The organism is Pseudomonas sp. A39 (assembly GCF_058145955.1).
Map to the genome: position 1 here is coordinate 117,954 of NZ_JBYVMD010000013.1, position 15,983 is coordinate 133,936.

The window sequence follows — 15,983 nt, forward strand, 5'->3', positions numbered from 1 at the left end:
AATTCTTCATGTTGCGACAGGCGGGCTTCCATGTTAAACCTTGTTTCGCACTTGCAGAGCCAACTATCTCTTGCTCTTTCAGCCACTCTTAAGTTGTTGGCTGTCATGTGCTATTTAATCTTCGCTTGTCACTTAAGCGTCAGCAAAAGGACATCATCATGAAACACGCGAATCACACACCCACTCGCTGGACACGGGCCGATGCGCTGAAAGTTAATGAGAATGACCCGACGACGACACAGCCGTTAGTGAGTCCTGACTTTCCTGTCATGAGTGACACGGTCTTTATCTGGGACACCATGCCCTTGCGTGAACTGGATGGCACGGTGGTATCGGTCAATGGCTGGTCAGTGATCTTCACCCTGACTGCCGACCGTCGTCCCCATGATCCACAATTCATCAACGCCGATGGCCGTTACGACATCAAGCGCGATTGGGAAGACCGCCATGGCCATGCGCGTATCTGCTACTGGTACTCGCGCACCGGCAAGGACTGGATCTTCGGCGGCCGTGTCATGGCCGAAGGCGTATCGCCGACCACGCGTGAATGGGCAGGCACACCGATCCTGCTGAATAACAACGGTGATATCGACCTGTACTACACCTGCGTCACACCGGGCGCCACCATTGCCAAAGTCAGGGGCCAAGTGGTTACGTCGGATACCGGCGTTACCCTGCAGGGCTTTGATCAGGTCAAATCGCTGTTTGATGCCGACGGCATCTATTACCAAACCGAAGCGCAAAATTCGACCTGGAACTTTCGCGATCCCAGCCCCTTTATCGATCCAAAAGATGGCAAGTTGTACATGGTGTTCGAAGGCAACGTTGCCGGCGAGCGCGGGACGCACGAAGTGGGCCCGAATGAAATTGGCCTGGTGCCGCCTGGGCATGAAGATGTCGGCGGTGCGCGTTATCAGGTCGGCTGTATCGGCATCGCGGTGGCCAAAGACCTCAACGGTGACGAGTGGGAGATTTTGCCGCCGCTGGTGACGGCCGTTGGCGTGAACGACCAGACCGAACGGCCGCACTATGTGTTCCAGGACAACAAGTACTACCTGTTCACCATCAGTCACAAGTTCACCTATGCAGATGGCGTGACGGGCCCGGATGGCGTTTATGGGTTCGTCAGTGATCAGCTGTTCGGCCCTTACACACTGATGAATGCCTCCGGTCTGGTGCTCGGCAATCCGCCTTCACAGCCCTTCCAGACGTACTCCCACTGCGTGATGCCCAATGGCCTGGTGACGTCGTTTATCGACAGCGTGCCCACCACCGGCGACGACTACCGTATCGGCGGCACCGAAGCGCCGACGGTCAGGATTGTGTTGAAGGGCGATCGTTCGTTTGTGCAGGAGGCTTATGACTACGGCTACATCCCTGCGATGCGCGATGTGGTGTTGAGCCAGTAATCGCAGTGCAAAACCCAGCCTGATTTCATCAGGTAGGTGGGAGGGGGCTTGCCCCCTCCCACTTTTTTTTGACCTGCAGCCTGTGTTCGATGCTCAAGTCCCAGCCCCCCAAGCCGATACAGGCACTAGCATCATGAGTGATCCCGGACTCGTAGGTGCACGCCTGGTCGTCGCTCAGGTCAACGAATAAAAATCAAAAGGGGTGGCCATGACCATATTGCAGCGTGTGATCGGCGGATTTGCGGTGTTGGTGCTGTTATTGCTGATCATGGCGGGGATCAGCTATCAGAACACGCAGTCCATCAGCAGTCGCTTGACCATTATCACCGGGCAGTCGGCACCTCTGAGCCGGGCCGCCAGTGAACTCTACGTGCATATCCTGCGCGCCAACCAGGCCTTGCTGGCCATTCAGATCAGCACCGACCCCAAGCAGATCGAGGACGGTAAGCGACCGTTTACCGAGAGCATCGCCCAGTTCAATCAGTTGCTCGACAGCACCGCTGCCTACACCGACGAGCATGAGGCACTGCGGGCGAACCTGGCGCAGCAGCGCCAACAGGTAGCGGCCTACGCCGAACAGGCACAGGCATTGATGACGTCCCACATGCAACATGTGCAGCAGTTGGCGCTGACGCGCAAACTGCAAGGCTACAGCAGTGCGCAGGCGATGCAGCTGACCAGCTACTTGCGGGATTACATCGCGCATGCGCGCAGTGTCGGCGAACCGCAACAGGTGGCCGCAGCTGAAAAACTGCTGTTGGAAGTCAACAAATCCTACGATGGCTTCGCGGCCCACACCGTGACGCCCGCCATTGATAAATTACAGCGTGTGCTCAACCTGCAAGACGAAGTGATCAGCACCCGCGCGCAGGCGCTGACGGCGATTGACCCCAGGGTAGGGCGTATTGCCGGCGTCATGGTCAATCGCCTGCTGACTGACCTGACCGCCCCTGACGGCCTGTTCCAGGCTTATCAGGTGGAGGCCAAACTGGCCGCGCAGGTGCAGCAGCAACGCAATGCGGTTGAGGCGGCACTGAAAGCCACCCTGGACCGGATTGGCGAGTTTGGCAGCCAGTCCCTGGAGGTCGCTAACCAGGCCAGTCAGTCGGCCAATGCCACCATCGGCACCAGCCGCAGCTTGCTATTGATCGCGTGTGTGCTGGCGGTGCTGGCGGCGGTGTTGATTGGCACGTGGGTCGCCTTCAGCTTGCGGCGTCCGCTGGCGGCGTTTCGCGAAGTGCTCAAGACGCTCACTGCGGGGGACATGCGGGTCAGTTTCGATGTCAGCCGTAAAGACGAGTTCGGTGAGTTGGGCGGTTACCTGAACGAACTGACCACGGCCCTGCGCAAAACCTTCCGTGAATTGATCGGCTCTGCCGATGCGCTGGCCGTGACCGCCGGGAGCAACGCCTTGAACAGCGAGCAGACCACCCGTGTGGTGGATGAGCAGAAGGACCGCTTGCAATCGGCCGCCTCGGCCATGACGCAGATGGAAAGCACGGTGGAAGAGGTGGCCCGGCGCGCGCAGGACACCCGCCAGGCCGTGGACGACACCAGTGAGCTGACGCACAAGGTGCAGGCGCGCGTGGCCGAGACCATCGTCAATATCCGCCAGCAGGCCGACCAGGTGAACAAGGCCACGCAGGTGACCGATGAGTTGCAGAAGTACGGGCAGAATATCGAGGGCATTGTTGTTGCCATTCGCACCATTGCCGAACAGACCAACTTGCTCGCCCTGAATGCGGCGATCGAAGCGGCCCGTGCCGGCGAGCAGGGACGCGGTTTTGCGGTCGTGGCCGATGAAGTGCGCTCCCTGGCCAGCCGTACCCAGACCTCGACCAGCGAAATCCAGGACATGATCGGGCTCATGCAGGAAAAGATTCACTCGGTGGTGCACGTGATGAACGAGAGCCAGGCGCAGTCCACCCAATGCGTGTCCCTGGCCTCGGGCGCTGGTGACTTGCTGCTGTCGATGAGCGACTCGGTCGACAGTATTCGCGACATGAATATTCAGATCGCCGCCGCCACCGAGGAGCAGAGCGCCACGGTGCAGGAAACCAGTCGGATGGTCATCCAGATCAACGATTCGGCCCAGCAGACGGCACAGGGCGCCGAGCAGTCGGCCATCAGCAGCCACGAGCTGTCGGACATGGCCAAAGTGCAGCGCGAGCTGCTCCATCATTTCAGCGTTTGAGCCGCGGGAGTCAGAACATGAAAACATGGTTAATGCTCGCCTTGGGGGCGACGCTGCTCATTCCGGGCCCCGCCCAGGCCGCCACGCCCTTGCTGGGTGTGGGCATGGCAAAGTACGACGATAACTTCCAGACCCTGCTGCGCAACGGGGTGCAGCAACAGGCCGGCGTCATGAACGTCGACATCTTTATGGAAAACGGGCAGGACAGCGTCGATTTGCAGATGCGCCAGTTCCGCAACCTGGTCAACGCCAAGGTGGATGCGATCATCGTCGCGATGGTTGACGGCAAAAGTGCGGCGCAGATGATGCAGCTGGCCTCGGACGCCAAGATTCCGCTGGTATTCGTCAACCGCAATCCGAACCCGGAAAAGTGGCCGGCGCAGACCGCGTTTGTCGGCTCCAACGAGCTGGAGTCGGGGACGTTGCAGATGGAAGAGCTGGCGCGCCGTGCCGGTTACAAGGGCAACGTGGTGATCCTGGTCGGCGACCCGGCCAACGCATCCTCCTTGATGCGTACCGAGGACGTGGAGAAAGTCGTCGCCAAATACCCCGATATGAAAGTTGTACAGAAAAAAGTCGGCAACTGGGAACGTAGCCAAGCTGCCACGATTGTCATTGACTGGGTCAAGCAGGGCGTCGATTTTTCGATCATTGCGGCCAATAACGATGAAATGGCGATCGGCGCGATCATGGGGCTGGAAAAGGCCGGCAAGCAGGCCAAGGACTATTGGGTCGGCGGCATCGACGGCACCCCGGACGGTTTGAAATTGATGGCTGAGGGCAAGATGGCGGTCAGCGTGTTTCAGGATGCCGCCGGCCAGGCCGGTGGCGCAGTGGACACCGCGCTACGCCTGGTACGCGGCGAGGTGCTGGAGTCGACCGTGGTCTGGGTGCCGTTCAAGTTGATCACGCCTGAGAATCGACAGGCGTTTGAATAGGACTGACCCCCTCGATCCAACGTTGGAATGCAGTCAACTGTGGAAGGGGGGGCGATTCGACCTGCTCCCCGATAGCGGTGGGTCAGGTGAATGGATATTGACTGATCTGCCGCCATCGGGGGCAAGCCCCCTCCCACATTCCTAACCGCGTTCAGGCAGGAGTTTTGGTGCCGTTCAGGCACTCGATGGAGCGATCCACCGTGGTCTTGGCAATTTCCAGCAAATGCCACACCGCCAGGATTTTCGCCCGCTCGGGGCTTTGCAGCAGCTCGCCGCAGTCCAGGGCGGTGGCGGAGGCGCTGTCGAGCAAACTGGCGGTGTAGAGAAGGGCATCTTCGAAACTCAGGTCGTCGCTGACGCAGTGGAAGCCGTGGGTGGGCAGGTAGTGGTCGATGGCGCGGTTGAAGGCGGCGCGGCCTTTTGCGGGATCATGGGGTGGATCGGGTAGGACTTTGTTCATGGTGTCTTTCCTGTCTGAATACCAAGGAGCCGACACGCTTTGCGACTAAACGAAGGTGGCGGCTGTACGCAGGTTAGTCGACCGGTCAGAACAGGAACCCGGCGCGCCCGAGGGCGCCCTGCGCACAGCCACCATATAGCTTCATGGGAGACGTGCGCCTGTTCTGAATCCGGGCGACTAAACCCGATCACTGATGAGCAGTGACGGACCGCAGACTAGCCAGCGATTCCAACAGGCACAAGGCGGCGAGGATTGTCTAGGAAACGTCCTGCGATTAAAAGGGACCTGCCTTGCTGGCCCTTTACAAACCATGACCAAACGCCACTAACCCAACAATGGGACGCGATCAATGTGGGAGGGGCGGTGCGATGATTCCACTTGCTCCCCGATAGCGGTGGGTCAGGTAAATGGATATTGACTGATCTGCCGCCATCGGGGGCAAGCCCCCTCCCACAGGGGATTTGTGGTGTTTGTGGGCGTGGGTTCAGCGCCGGCCCGTGCGCGTACTCACATCCACCCACACCGCCAGCACCAGGATGCTGCCCTTCACGATCATCTGCCAGTAGCTGTCCACATCCAGCATCGACATGCCGTTATCCAGGCTGGTGATCACCAACGCCCCGAGCAACGCGCCATACACTGTGCCCGAGCCGCCGCGCATCGAGGTGCCACCGATAAAGCACGCCGCAATGGCATCCAGCTCACCCATGTTCCCCGCCGACGGTGATCCAGCCGCCAGCCGCGCGGTGTTGACCAGGCCGGCGAGGGCGCACATCACGCCCATGATGCCGAAGATCCACAGTTTCACCGCCTGCACGTTGATGCCCGACAGGCGTGTGGCTTCCATGTTGCTGCCCACCGCGTACACGCGGCGGCCGAACACGGTCTGGCTGGTGACGTAGCTGAATACGCCGAGCAGCACCAGCAACAGCAGCACCGGTACCGGGATGCCGTCATAGCTGTTGAGGGTGGTGACGAACCCGGCCAGCACCGCGCCGATCACTGCCACACGCACGCCATCGCGCACCCGCGAGTGAGCGGCCAGGCCATGCAGTGCGCGGTTGCGCCGTTGTTTCCAGGTCAGGAACAGGGTCAGGGCAAACAGCAAGACCCCGAGGCCGATACCGACCGAATGCGGCAGATAACCCTGGCCCACATACACCAGTGACGGCGACACCGGCGCGATGGTGGTGCCGCCGGTAATCCCCAGCAGAATCCCGCGAAACGCCAACATGCCGCCCAGGCCGACAATAAACGACGGGATCCGCAGGTAAGCGGTCATGTAGCCGTTCGCCAGGCCGATCATCAAGCCGCACAGCGCCACCAGGCTCAGGTTGGCCAGCAGCGGGATGTGGTACACCACATCCAGGATCGCCGCCAGGCCGCCCAATAATCCGAGCAATGACCCCACCGACAAATCGATTTCGCCGCTGATGATCACCAGCACCATGCCGCACGCCAGGATGCCGGTGATCGACATCTGCCGCAGCAGGTTGGACAGGTTGCGCGGCGTGAGGAATCCGCCCTCGGTCTGCCAACTGAAAAACAGCCAGATCACCGCCACGGCGATCACCAGGGCGAGCATTTTGTAGCGGGTAAACAGCTGTTTGAGCTGATTCATCTACGCGGTCTTCCGGTCATTATTATTGTGTTGGCTGAGCGCCGCGGCGAGTACCTGTTCCTGGGTGAGCCCTTCGTTGATGAAGTCGCCACGCAGCTGGCCTTCGCCGATCACCAGCACGCGGTTGGAAACGCCGAGCACTTCGGCCAGCTCCGAGGAGACCATGATGATCGACACGCCTTCGGCCGCCAGGGCGCCCATCAGTTTGTAGATCTCATACTTGGCACCCACGTCCACCCCACGCGTGGGTTCATCGAGGATCAGCACCTTGGGCTTGGCCATCAGCATTTTCGCCAGCACGGCCTTTTGCTGGTTGCCGCCGGACAGGCTGGTGATCGGCAGGAATGGACTGGCGGTCTTGAGGTGCATGCGCGCGATCTGCTGGTCGATGCTGCCCAGTTCGGCTTCGGCGTCGATGCGGGTCATATGTGCGTAAGTGTCGAGCACCGTCAGGGTGATGTTCTGGCCCACGCCCAGGTCGGGAATGATGCCCTGGCGCTTGCGGTCTTCGGGCACCATGCACAGCCCGGCGCGGATCGATTTGAGCGGTGTGCGCGTGTCGATCACCTGGCCGTCCAGCCAGACTTCGGCGCTGTAGCGGCCGGGGTAGGCACCGAACAGCGCCGACACCAGCTCCGTACGCCCGGCGCCCACCAGCCCGGCGATGCCGAGGATTTCCCCGCGCTTGAGCATAAAGGACACATCGTCCACGCGTTTGCGCTTGGGGTTGTCGACGTCATAGCAGGTGACGTGGCGCGCTTCGAAAATCACCTCGCCCACCGCATGGGGCGTGGTGGGGTAGAGGTTGCTCATTTCGCGGCCGACCATTTGGGTGATGATCTGCGCAATGTCCATGTCGGCCATGGCCGTGGTCGCAATGTGCTTGCCGTCGCGGATCACCGCAATGGTGTCGCACACGGCCGCCACTTCATCGAGCTTGTGGGAGATGTACACGCAGGCCACGCCCTTGGCTTTGAGGCCGCGGATGATGTCCAGCAGCACGTCGATTTCCGAGCGGGTCAGCGCCGAGGAGGGCTCGTCGAGGATCAACAGGCGCGCCTGTTTATTCAGGGCCTTGGCGATTTCTACCAATTGCTGGTAACCGCCGCCGTACTGCGACACCGGCAACGCTACGTTCATGTCCGGCACCTTGAGCTCGCGCATCAGGGCTTCGGCGCGGTGGAGCATCGCCGGGTAGTTCATGCGCCCACCCGGCAAGGTCAGTTCGTGGCCCATGAAGATGTTTTCGGCCACCGACAGGTCCGGTACCAGGGTCAGTTCCTGGTGGATGATGACGATGCCGGCCGCCTCGGTTTCGCTGATGGACTGGGCCTTCAGCGGTTGGCCGTCCCAAAGGATTTCGCCCTCCCAGGTGCCATACGGGTAGACCGCCGACAGCACCTTCATCAAGGTGGATTTGCCGGCACCGTTCTCGCCGCACAGGCCGACGCATTCGCCCGGTCGTACCTTGATGTCGATGCCGTTGAGCGCGTTGACACCGCCAAAGCTTTTGACGATGCCGTTCATTTGCAGCAAGTAGTCGGCCATGGCGGTCATTGCCCGGCAAGCTGCTCTTTGGTGTAGAACCCGTCCTTCTCCAACAGGTCGATATTGGCCTTGGTCAACGGCGTCGGCGTGAGCAGGATGGTATCGACCTTCTTGCTGCCGTTGTCGTATTGCGAGCTGTATGTCGGCTTCTCGTTACGCGCCAGTTGCACCGAGAGCTTGGCCGCCTCCGAGGCGATCAGCTTGAGCGGCTTGTACACGGTCATGGTCTGGGTGCCATCGATCACGCGTTTGATCGCGGCGAGGTCGGCGTCCTGGCCGGAGATCGGCACCTTGCCCGCCAGCTTCTGCGCGGCCAGGGCCTGGATCGCGCCGCCGGCGGTGGCGTCATTGGAGGCGACGATGGCGTCGATCTTGTTGTTGTTCCGGGTCAGGGCGTTTTCGACGATGCTCAAGGCTTCGGTGGCGTTCCACTCCTTGACCCACTGCTGGCCGACAATCTTGATATCACCCTTGTCGATGGCCGGTTGCAGCACCTTCATCTGGCCTTCGCGCAGCACCTTGGCGTTGTTATCGGTGGGCGCGCCGCCCAGCAGGAAGTAGTTGCCCTTGGGCGCCGCTTGCAGCACGCCGTTGGCCTGCATCTCGCCGACTTTTTCGTTATCGAAGGAGATGTAGGCGTCGATATCGGCGTTGAGGATCAGGCGGTCATAGGACACCACTTTGATCCCGGCCTTTTTGGCTTCGGCGACGGCGTTGGTGAGCACGGTGGCGTTGAACGGCACGATCACAATGACGTCGACCCCACGGGAAATCAGGTTTTCGATCTGGGAAATCTGCTTTTGCTCGTTGGCATCGGCGGATTGGACGAAGACCTTGGCGTCGAGTTTTTCCGCTGCGGCGACGAAGTAATCGCGGTCACGGGACCAACGCTCCAGGCGCAGGTCGTCGATGGAGAAACCGATCTTCGGGTGGGCGGGGTCAGCCATGACCGGCAGGGCGAGCAAGGCCAGGGCAGTGGCGAGCAGGGTACGTTTGAATGACTTCATGGTGGTGCGTCCTTTTATTGTTGTTGGAAGACTCTAGACGAACACTGTAACTGTGGTGAGTAGGCTTACTGTGGTGAGCGGGCTTGCCCCGCGCTGGGCTGCGAAGCAGCCCCAAAACCAGGCACCTCAGCGTGTCAGGTAAAAACACATCGCCTGTTAGTGGGGGCGCTAAGCGCCCCAGCGCGGGGCACGCCCGCTCACCACACGTGCCAGTGTTCACCCCTATCAGGTGTAGATAAAGCGATTCACGACGCCTTCAAGCATCTCCTGACGACCACTCACCGCCTGCGGGTTCAGTTCATGGGCAAACGCATGCTCGGCCAGCGATGCCAGGCTGAACTCTCCGGCCAGCACTGCCTGGCCCAACGGTTGCTGCCACCCGGCATAACGCTGGTCCTTGAACTGCTGCAAGCGGTCGTTCTGCACCATCGCCGCCGCACGTTCCAGCGCCAGGGCCAGCACATCCATGGCCGCGACATGCCCGTGGAACAGGTCCACATCGTCCAGGCTCTGGCGGCGCACCTTGGAGTCGAAATTGTAGCCACCGTTCTTGAACCCGCCGGCCTTGAGGATTTCATAGGTGGCCAGGGTCATTTCCTCGACGCTGTTGGGGAACTGGTCGGTGTCCCAGCCGTTCTGCGGGTCGCCGCGGTTGGCGTCGATGCTGCCGAAGATACCCAGGGACACGGCCGTGGCGATCTCGTGATGGAAGCTGTGCCCGGCCAGGGTGGCGTGGTTGGCCTCGATGTTCACCTTGATCTCATGCTCCAGCCCGTACTCATGCAGGAAGCCGAACACCGTGGCGCTGTCGTAATCGTATTGGTGCTTGGTCGGTTCCTGGGGCTTGGGCTCAATCAGCAGGTCGCCCTTGAAGCCGATCTTATGCTTGTGCTCCACCACCATGCGCATGAAGCGCCCGAGTTGCTCGCGTTCGCGCTTGAGGTCGGTATTGAGCAGGGTTTCATAGCCTTCACGGCCACCCCACAGCACATAGTTGGCGCCCTTGAGCCGCAGGGTGGCATTCATGGCGCTGAACACCTGGGCGGCGGCGTAGGCGAACACCTCCGGGTCCGGGTTACTCGCGGCGCCGGCGGCAAAGCGCGGGTTGCTGAAGCAATTGGCGGTGCCCCAGAGCAGCTTGATCCCGGTCTGTTCCTGATGGCGCTCGAGGTGGTCGACCATCTGCGCGAAGTGGTGGCGGTACTCCTTGAGCGAGCTGCCTTCAGGGGCGACGTCCGTGTCGTGAAAGCTGTAGTAGTCGATGCCCAGTTTGGAGAAAAATTCGAACGCCGCGTCGGCCTTGCCGATGGCCAGTTCCATCGGGTCGCCGCTGCGCTGCCAGGGCCGCTTGAAGGTGCCTACACCGAACATATCCGCCCCCGGCCATACGAAGGTGTGCCAATAGCAGGCTGCCATGCGCAGGTGTTCGCGCATGGGTTTGCCGAGGATGATCTTGTTGGCGTCGTAATGGCGAAAGGCGAGGGGGGCGTCGCTGCTGGGGCCTTCGAAGCGAACCTTCTCGACACCGGGGAAGTACGGCATGGCGTTTTCCTTATTGTTCTTGGCGGTGTCTCGATACTAGCAACGGCATCGGCCTTGCCGATTATGAAAATCACCAAAGGACAGTGCGATTTTGAGTGGCAGGGTCTAGTCTGTGGCGACTGGCCCCAGGACAACAACAATGAAAACCCTACCGCCCGTGCACCGCATTGCGTTGCTCTTCAACGGCAGCAAAATCTACGACCGCGGCATCATCGCCGGCATCGGAAACTACCTGAGCAGCACCCGCGCGTCCTGGGACTTGTTCCTGGAAGAGGACTTTCTCTGTCGTCTCAAAGGCATCGAGCGCTGGCAGGGCGACGGCATCATCGCCGACTTCGACGACCCACTGATCGGCGAGGCGTTGTCCGGGAGCACGCTGCCGGTGGTGGCGGTGGGGGGCTCTTATGAGGATGCGCGCGCCTACCCCAAGGGCATTCCTTATGTGGCCACCGATAACCACGCCTTGATGAAGTTGGCCTACGAACATTTGATCGAAGCGGGCCTGACGCGGTTTGCTTGTTTCAGCCTGCCCGAGGCCCAGGCCAATCGCTGGGCCCAGGAGCGCGAAAAAGCCTTTCGCCGTCTGCTGCAACGCGATGGCCTGCACGTCGAGGTGTATCGCGGCCTGGGCACCAGCGCGCCGTTGTGGGACAGCGCGGTGGAACAACAGATCGCCTGGCTGCACAGCCTGCCCAAGCCCATCGGTATCATCGCCGTCACCGACGCCCGCGCCCGGCAGTTGCTGCAAGCCTGCCTCACCGCCGGCATCGCCGTGCCGGAGGAGGTGGCGTTGATCGGCATCGACAACGACCCGCTGACCCGCACCCTTACGCGGGTGCCGCTGAGTTCGGTGATCCAGGGCACCGAAACCATGGGCCGCACCGCGGCGGCGTTGCTGCACCAGATGCTGCACGGCAAACCCTGCGCCGGGACGCAGATCCTGGTGCCGCCGGATGCGATCAATGTGCAGGCTTCCAGCTTGCATCAACCCTTGGGCAATCCCTATGTGATGCAAGCGTTGCTGTTTATCCGGCAGTACGCCTGCCAAGGCATCAAGACCGCGCAGGTGGCGGCGTATGTGGGGGTGTCGCGTTCCTCCCTGGAAGCGCACTTTCGCAAGGTGCGCGGCTGCAGCGTGCATGACGAGATCCTGCGCTTCAAACTCGCCGCCGCCGCCAAGGGCCTGGCCGACCCCGACCTGGCCATTGCCGACATTGCGTCGAGCTGCGGCTTCACCTCCGCGCAGTACTTGCATACGGTGTTTCGCCGTGAGTTCGGTTGTACGCCACGGGAGTACCAGCAGGGTGCGGCCTAGGGCCGCGTATTCAGACTGAATGCGAGAGATAAAATGTGGGAGTGGGCTGAGCGCTTAGAACACTGCCTTGACCTGCAGGCCGACCACCAGCGCGTTGTCGATATCCGCGCCGGAGAACGCTCCTGGCTCGATGATGTATTGCACATCCGGGCGCAGGTTCAGCCACGGCGTGGCCTGGTAGCCATAGCTGAGTTCGATCAATTGTTCGGCATTGTTCAGGTTGGGGTAATCGTTCCCGGCGTTGAAGGCGGCCAGTTCCTGCACGTCGCGACTGCGGGGGTTGGGTACGGCACGCCCATACCCCAAGGCCAGGGTGTCGCGTGGCCGTCCCTCAAACGGCTTGTAAAGCACCACGCCGGCGCCGTACCACTTGCTGAACGGCGAGGCCGCTTCGCTGGCTGCCGAGTATTGGCCGAAGGCATGCAGCACGCGGCCGGCGGATGAGTCGGACGCCCACACCGCCTGGTCGACCAGCAGGTAGTGACCACCGCGACCGCTGACCGACTTGTTGCTGCCAATGCGTTTCACGTCGGAGCTGTCGTAGTAATAGCCCAGTTTGTATTCACCCGGCAGGCTGCCCGCGTGTTTGTACACCAGCTCGATGGGCACTACGGTGCCAGTCGTGTGCTTGGGGCTCAGGTGCCAGGCGCGGCTGGAGTCGCCGTTACTGTCCGGGTCGACATTGAACGCGGCGATGCGCAGTTGCCAGGCAGGCGAGAAGTCGTATTTCACCCGTGCGCCCAGGCGTGCGTTGGGGTAGTTGGTCCAGCCGCTCCCGCCGGACATGTTCAGCGGGTGGCCGCAGAAGCCGGCATTCATGAAGTTGCACAGGATGCCGCTGTCCAGGCCGCCGAGGTCGTTGCCCATGGCCATGTAGCCGACCTTGAGGTTCAGCGCCGGGGTGAACAGCGTGCGCTCGTAGCTCAGCTCGGTGAGGCGCGTGTAGAGGCCGCCGTAGTTTTCCTGGATAGGCAGGCGGTTGCCCACCAGGTCTTCGGAGGCGCTGTTGCCGCGACGGTCGTTGAGGGTGAGCTGGATGCGGTCACCCTTGTTGAAGCCATAGAGCTTGCCCAGGTCGAACTGCACGCCGAGCTTGACGTTCTGCGAGTAGCGCGCCGAACGATGCTGGCCGCCGTGGGCGTTGTAGGCGGTTTCGCCGCTGTAGTCACCGGTGAAGCGCACGCCTTGCTCGTCGAGCTCACGGCGCAGGCCGCCCCAGTCGCCGGTCAGGGTGGTGTCATCCGCTTGCACAGGCAGGGCGGCACCCAGGGCCAGGCCGAGCAACAGGCGCCCAAGGGAAAGATGAGAAGAGGGGGTCATGCGGGGTCTTCCAAAGCAGAAGGCGCGGTGCTGGGGGCACCGCGCCTGGAGAGGGTTATGGCAGGGCGTAGGCGATCACGTAGTCGCCACGGTCGGTGGACTGGCGTGCGCCACCGGCGGTGACCACGATGTACTGCTTGCCGGTTTTCGGCGACACGTAGGTCATCGGACCGCCTTGACTGCCGACCGGCAGGCGGGCTTTCCAGATTTCATCACCGTTGCCGCTGTTGAAGGCGCGCAGGTAGAAGTCCTGGGTGCCGGCGATGAAGATCAGGCCGCCCTGGGTGGAGAGGGTACCGCCGAGGGTCGGCAGGCCGATCTTGATCGGCAGGTGCATGCGGATCCCCAGCGGGCCGGTGTCTTCAACGGTGCCGACCGGCACTTGCCAGGCGACCTTTTGCGTCTTCATGTCGATCGCGGTGAGGGTGCCGAACGGCGGCGCCTGGCACGGGATACCGGCCACCGACAGGAAGCGGTTTTTGTTCACCGCATACGGCGTGCCCTTGAGCGGTACGGCGCCCATGCCGGTGTTCAGTGCTTCGCCACCGGACGAGGCCTGGGCCTTGTTCTGCGACGGTATCATCTGGATCCACAGACCCAGGCGCATGTCGTTGACGAAAATGAAACCGTGCACCGGGTCGGTGGAGATGCTGCCCCAGTTCATGCCGCCCAGCGAGCCCGGGAAGCTCAGGGATTTATCGGTGCCTGGCGCGGTGTACAGGCCGTCGTAGCGCATGCCCTTGAAGTCGATGCGACACAGCAACTGGTCAAACGGCGTGGCGCCCCACATGTCCGACTCGGTCAGGGTCTGCGCGCCGATCTGTGGCATGCCGACCGACTTTGGCTGGGTGGGCGAGTAGGGCTCGTTAGGGATATTGGCGGCCTTGACCGGGACTTCCTGCACGTCGGTCAGCGGCTTGCCGGTCGCGCGGTCGAGCACGTAGATCTGTCCGGCCTTGGTACCGATCACCACTGCCGGCACGGCTTTGTCGCTGCCTGGCGGCGTGAAATCGATCAGGCTTGGCTGCATCGGCAGGTCGAAGTCCCACAGGTCATTGTGGACGGTCTGGTACACCCACTTTTCCGTGCCGGTGGAGGCGTCCAGCGCCAGTACCGAGGCGCCGTATTTGTGGTTGAGCTGGGTGCGTTCCACGCCGTAGATGTCGGTGGACGAGCTGCCCATCGGCAGGAAAACCGTGTTCATCAGCGGGTCATAGGACATTGGCGCCCAGCTGTTCGGCGTGCTGCGTACATAAGTGCTGCCGTCGGCCGGGGCTTTTTTGTCTTCCGGGTTGCCCGGGTCGAAAGCCCAGCGCATCTGGCCGGTGATCACGTCGAAGCCACGGATCACGCCGCCGGGCATGTCGGTCTGGACGTTGTCGGCCACGCGGCCACCCACCACCACGGTGGTGCCGGCCATCAACGGCGCCGAGGACAGTTGGTAGTAGCTGTCCGGCACGTTACCCAGGCCGGCCTTCAAATCCACTTGACCGTGGGTGCCGAAGTCTTCGCAGAACTTGCCGGTGTCAGCATCCACGGCGATCAGGCGTGCATCGATGGTGTTGGTCAGCAAGCGACGCTGGCACTGCGCACCGGCAGGAACGCTGGCGGCAATGATCGGCGAGCTGTTGGGCTGGGTCGGCTGGGCAATCGGCGCGCTGGCGTCGAAGTAAGCCATGCCCCGGCAACGCTGCCACACCGCCGATTTGGCGTTGACCTCGTTCTTCCACAGTTCTTTGCCGGTGTCGGCGTCGAGGGCGATCAGGTTGTTGTGCGGTGTGCAGATAAACACCTTGTTGCCGATCTGCAGGGGCGTGAGTTGGTCTTCGGCACCGTTGCCGTCGCTGATCGCCACGTCACCGGTGTGGTAGGTCCAGGCCACTTTGAGCTTATTGACCGTGTCACGGTTGATCTGGTCCAGCGCGGCGAAGCGGCTGCCGCCTTCGGTGTTGCCGTAGTGGGCCCAGTCTTTCTGGGCATCGGCCGGGGCTACGGGGGTGATGCCAGGGCCGGCACCGGTCGGGGCGACGCTTGGGTGAGCAACGAACATATTGCCTGCCGCCACCGCCACGCCCACTGCCAGCACGGCGGCAACGCCATAGGCGCCCCGGGCAGGCTTGTTGACGAGCAGCGGATAAACCAGCGCCACCACCATACCGATGGCCGCAAACATGAACACCCGCGAGAACAGCGGCCAGAACACCAGACCCACGTCGGCCACGGCCCAGATCGCGGTGCCCACCAGGAACGCCGCGAATAACCACGCGCCGGCCGGTTTGCGCAGGGCAATCAACAGGCCGGAAACGGCCATCACCGCACCGCCGACCAGGAAGTACCAAGAACCGCCCAGGCTGACCAGTTTAACGCCGCCGACGGCAAGCGCGAGGCCGAGCAAGGCGATGATCACGCCCAGGCCCAGCAGGAGGAATCTAGAGGCGCCAAGGGCGCTCGATGCTCGTTTCATATCGACAGGACTCGAAGGTGAGAGGGCAAAGACGCGATTTTAGCAAGATAAGTAACCAGTTAGTACATTGTGCGGCGCAATAGACTTTTACCGATAGGGTGATGATAGCTGACAACAAAAAGCCGCTTGCTCCGTGAAGAGGCAAGCGGCTGGGTTATGCAGCGA

11 protein-coding genes and 1 pseudogene are annotated in these 15,983 nt (G+C 61.8%); 5 read left to right on the forward strand and 7 right to left on the reverse strand.

The genetic code is table 11. The features are described from left to right. Nucleotides 1-158: 158 nt before the first annotated feature. The 4 genes and pseudogenes from AC3ZU9_RS13100 to AC3ZU9_RS13115 all read left to right on the forward strand — a co-directional run bounded on the left by AC3ZU9_RS13100 (nt 159) and on the right by AC3ZU9_RS13115 (nt 4,541). Nucleotides 159-1,409, forward strand: a complete 1,251-nt coding sequence (locus tag AC3ZU9_RS13100) for a glycoside hydrolase family 68 protein (protein WP_012723523.1) — start codon at nt 159-161, stop codon at nt 1,407-1,409. Between the two features lie 916 nt (nt 1,410-2,325). Then, nucleotides 2,326-2,745: pseudogene (locus AC3ZU9_RS13105) on the forward strand (HAMP domain-containing protein); the annotation flags it as partial. Nucleotides 2,746-2,847: 102 nt separating this feature from the next. Continuing rightward, entirely contained in the window at nt 2,848-3,603 is a 756-nt protein-coding gene (locus tag AC3ZU9_RS13110; RefSeq protein ID WP_370636462.1) for a methyl-accepting chemotaxis protein, read from the forward strand. A 17-nt stretch (nt 3,604-3,620) separates the two neighbouring features. After that, complete coding sequence (locus AC3ZU9_RS13115) at nt 3,621-4,541, forward strand: substrate-binding domain-containing protein (protein ID WP_012723525.1); 921 nt, start codon at nt 3,621-3,623, stop codon at nt 4,539-4,541. Between the two features lie 151 nt (nt 4,542-4,692). Here the strand turns inward: AC3ZU9_RS13115 and AC3ZU9_RS13120 are convergent, their stop codons facing one another. The 5 genes from AC3ZU9_RS13120 to xylA all read right to left on the reverse strand — a co-directional run bounded on the left by AC3ZU9_RS13120 (nt 4,693) and on the right by xylA (nt 10,719). Next, entirely contained in the window at nt 4,693-5,001 is a 309-nt protein-coding gene (locus AC3ZU9_RS13120; protein WP_012723526.1) for a DUF6124 family protein, read from the reverse strand. Between the two features lie 484 nt (nt 5,002-5,485). Beyond that, nucleotides 5,486-6,622 (reverse strand): sugar ABC transporter permease, encoded by a 1,137-nt coding sequence (locus AC3ZU9_RS13125; protein ID WP_012723527.1) that lies wholly within the window; start codon nt 6,620-6,622, stop codon nt 5,486-5,488. Continuing rightward, nucleotides 6,623-8,179 (reverse strand): D-xylose ABC transporter ATP-binding protein, encoded by a 1,557-nt coding sequence (gene xylG, locus AC3ZU9_RS13130; protein WP_490090827.1) that lies wholly within the window; start codon nt 8,177-8,179, stop codon nt 6,623-6,625. Next, nucleotides 8,176-9,177 carry a D-xylose ABC transporter substrate-binding protein gene (gene xylF, locus AC3ZU9_RS13135; protein ID WP_012723529.1) on the reverse strand — a complete coding sequence of 334 codons (1,002 nt, stop codon included), beginning with the start codon at nt 9,175-9,177 and terminating at the stop codon, nt 8,176-8,178. The genes xylG and xylF overlap by 4 nt, the downstream gene beginning before the upstream one ends. Nucleotides 9,178-9,402: 225 nt before the next feature. Then, nucleotides 9,403-10,719 (reverse strand): xylose isomerase, encoded by a 1,317-nt coding sequence (gene xylA / locus AC3ZU9_RS13140; protein WP_012723530.1) that lies wholly within the window; start codon nt 10,717-10,719, stop codon nt 9,403-9,405. Between the two features lie 139 nt (nt 10,720-10,858). Between xylA and AC3ZU9_RS13145 the strand changes: the two genes are divergently transcribed. Continuing rightward, entirely contained in the window at nt 10,859-12,034 is a 1,176-nt protein-coding gene (locus AC3ZU9_RS13145; protein ID WP_012723531.1) for a XylR family transcriptional regulator, read from the forward strand. A 54-nt stretch (nt 12,035-12,088) separates the two neighbouring features. Here AC3ZU9_RS13145 and AC3ZU9_RS13150 read toward each other — a convergent pair whose 3' ends face one another. Beyond that, nucleotides 12,089-13,354 carry a carbohydrate porin gene (locus AC3ZU9_RS13150; protein WP_490090828.1) on the reverse strand — a complete coding sequence of 422 codons (1,266 nt, stop codon included), beginning with the start codon at nt 13,352-13,354 and terminating at the stop codon, nt 12,089-12,091. Between the two features lie 55 nt (nt 13,355-13,409). Further along, complete coding sequence (locus tag AC3ZU9_RS13155) at nt 13,410-15,818, reverse strand: glucose/quinate/shikimate family membrane-bound PQQ-dependent dehydrogenase (protein ID WP_490090829.1); 2,409 nt, start codon at nt 15,816-15,818, stop codon at nt 13,410-13,412. Nucleotides 15,819-15,983 lie beyond the last annotated feature (165 nt).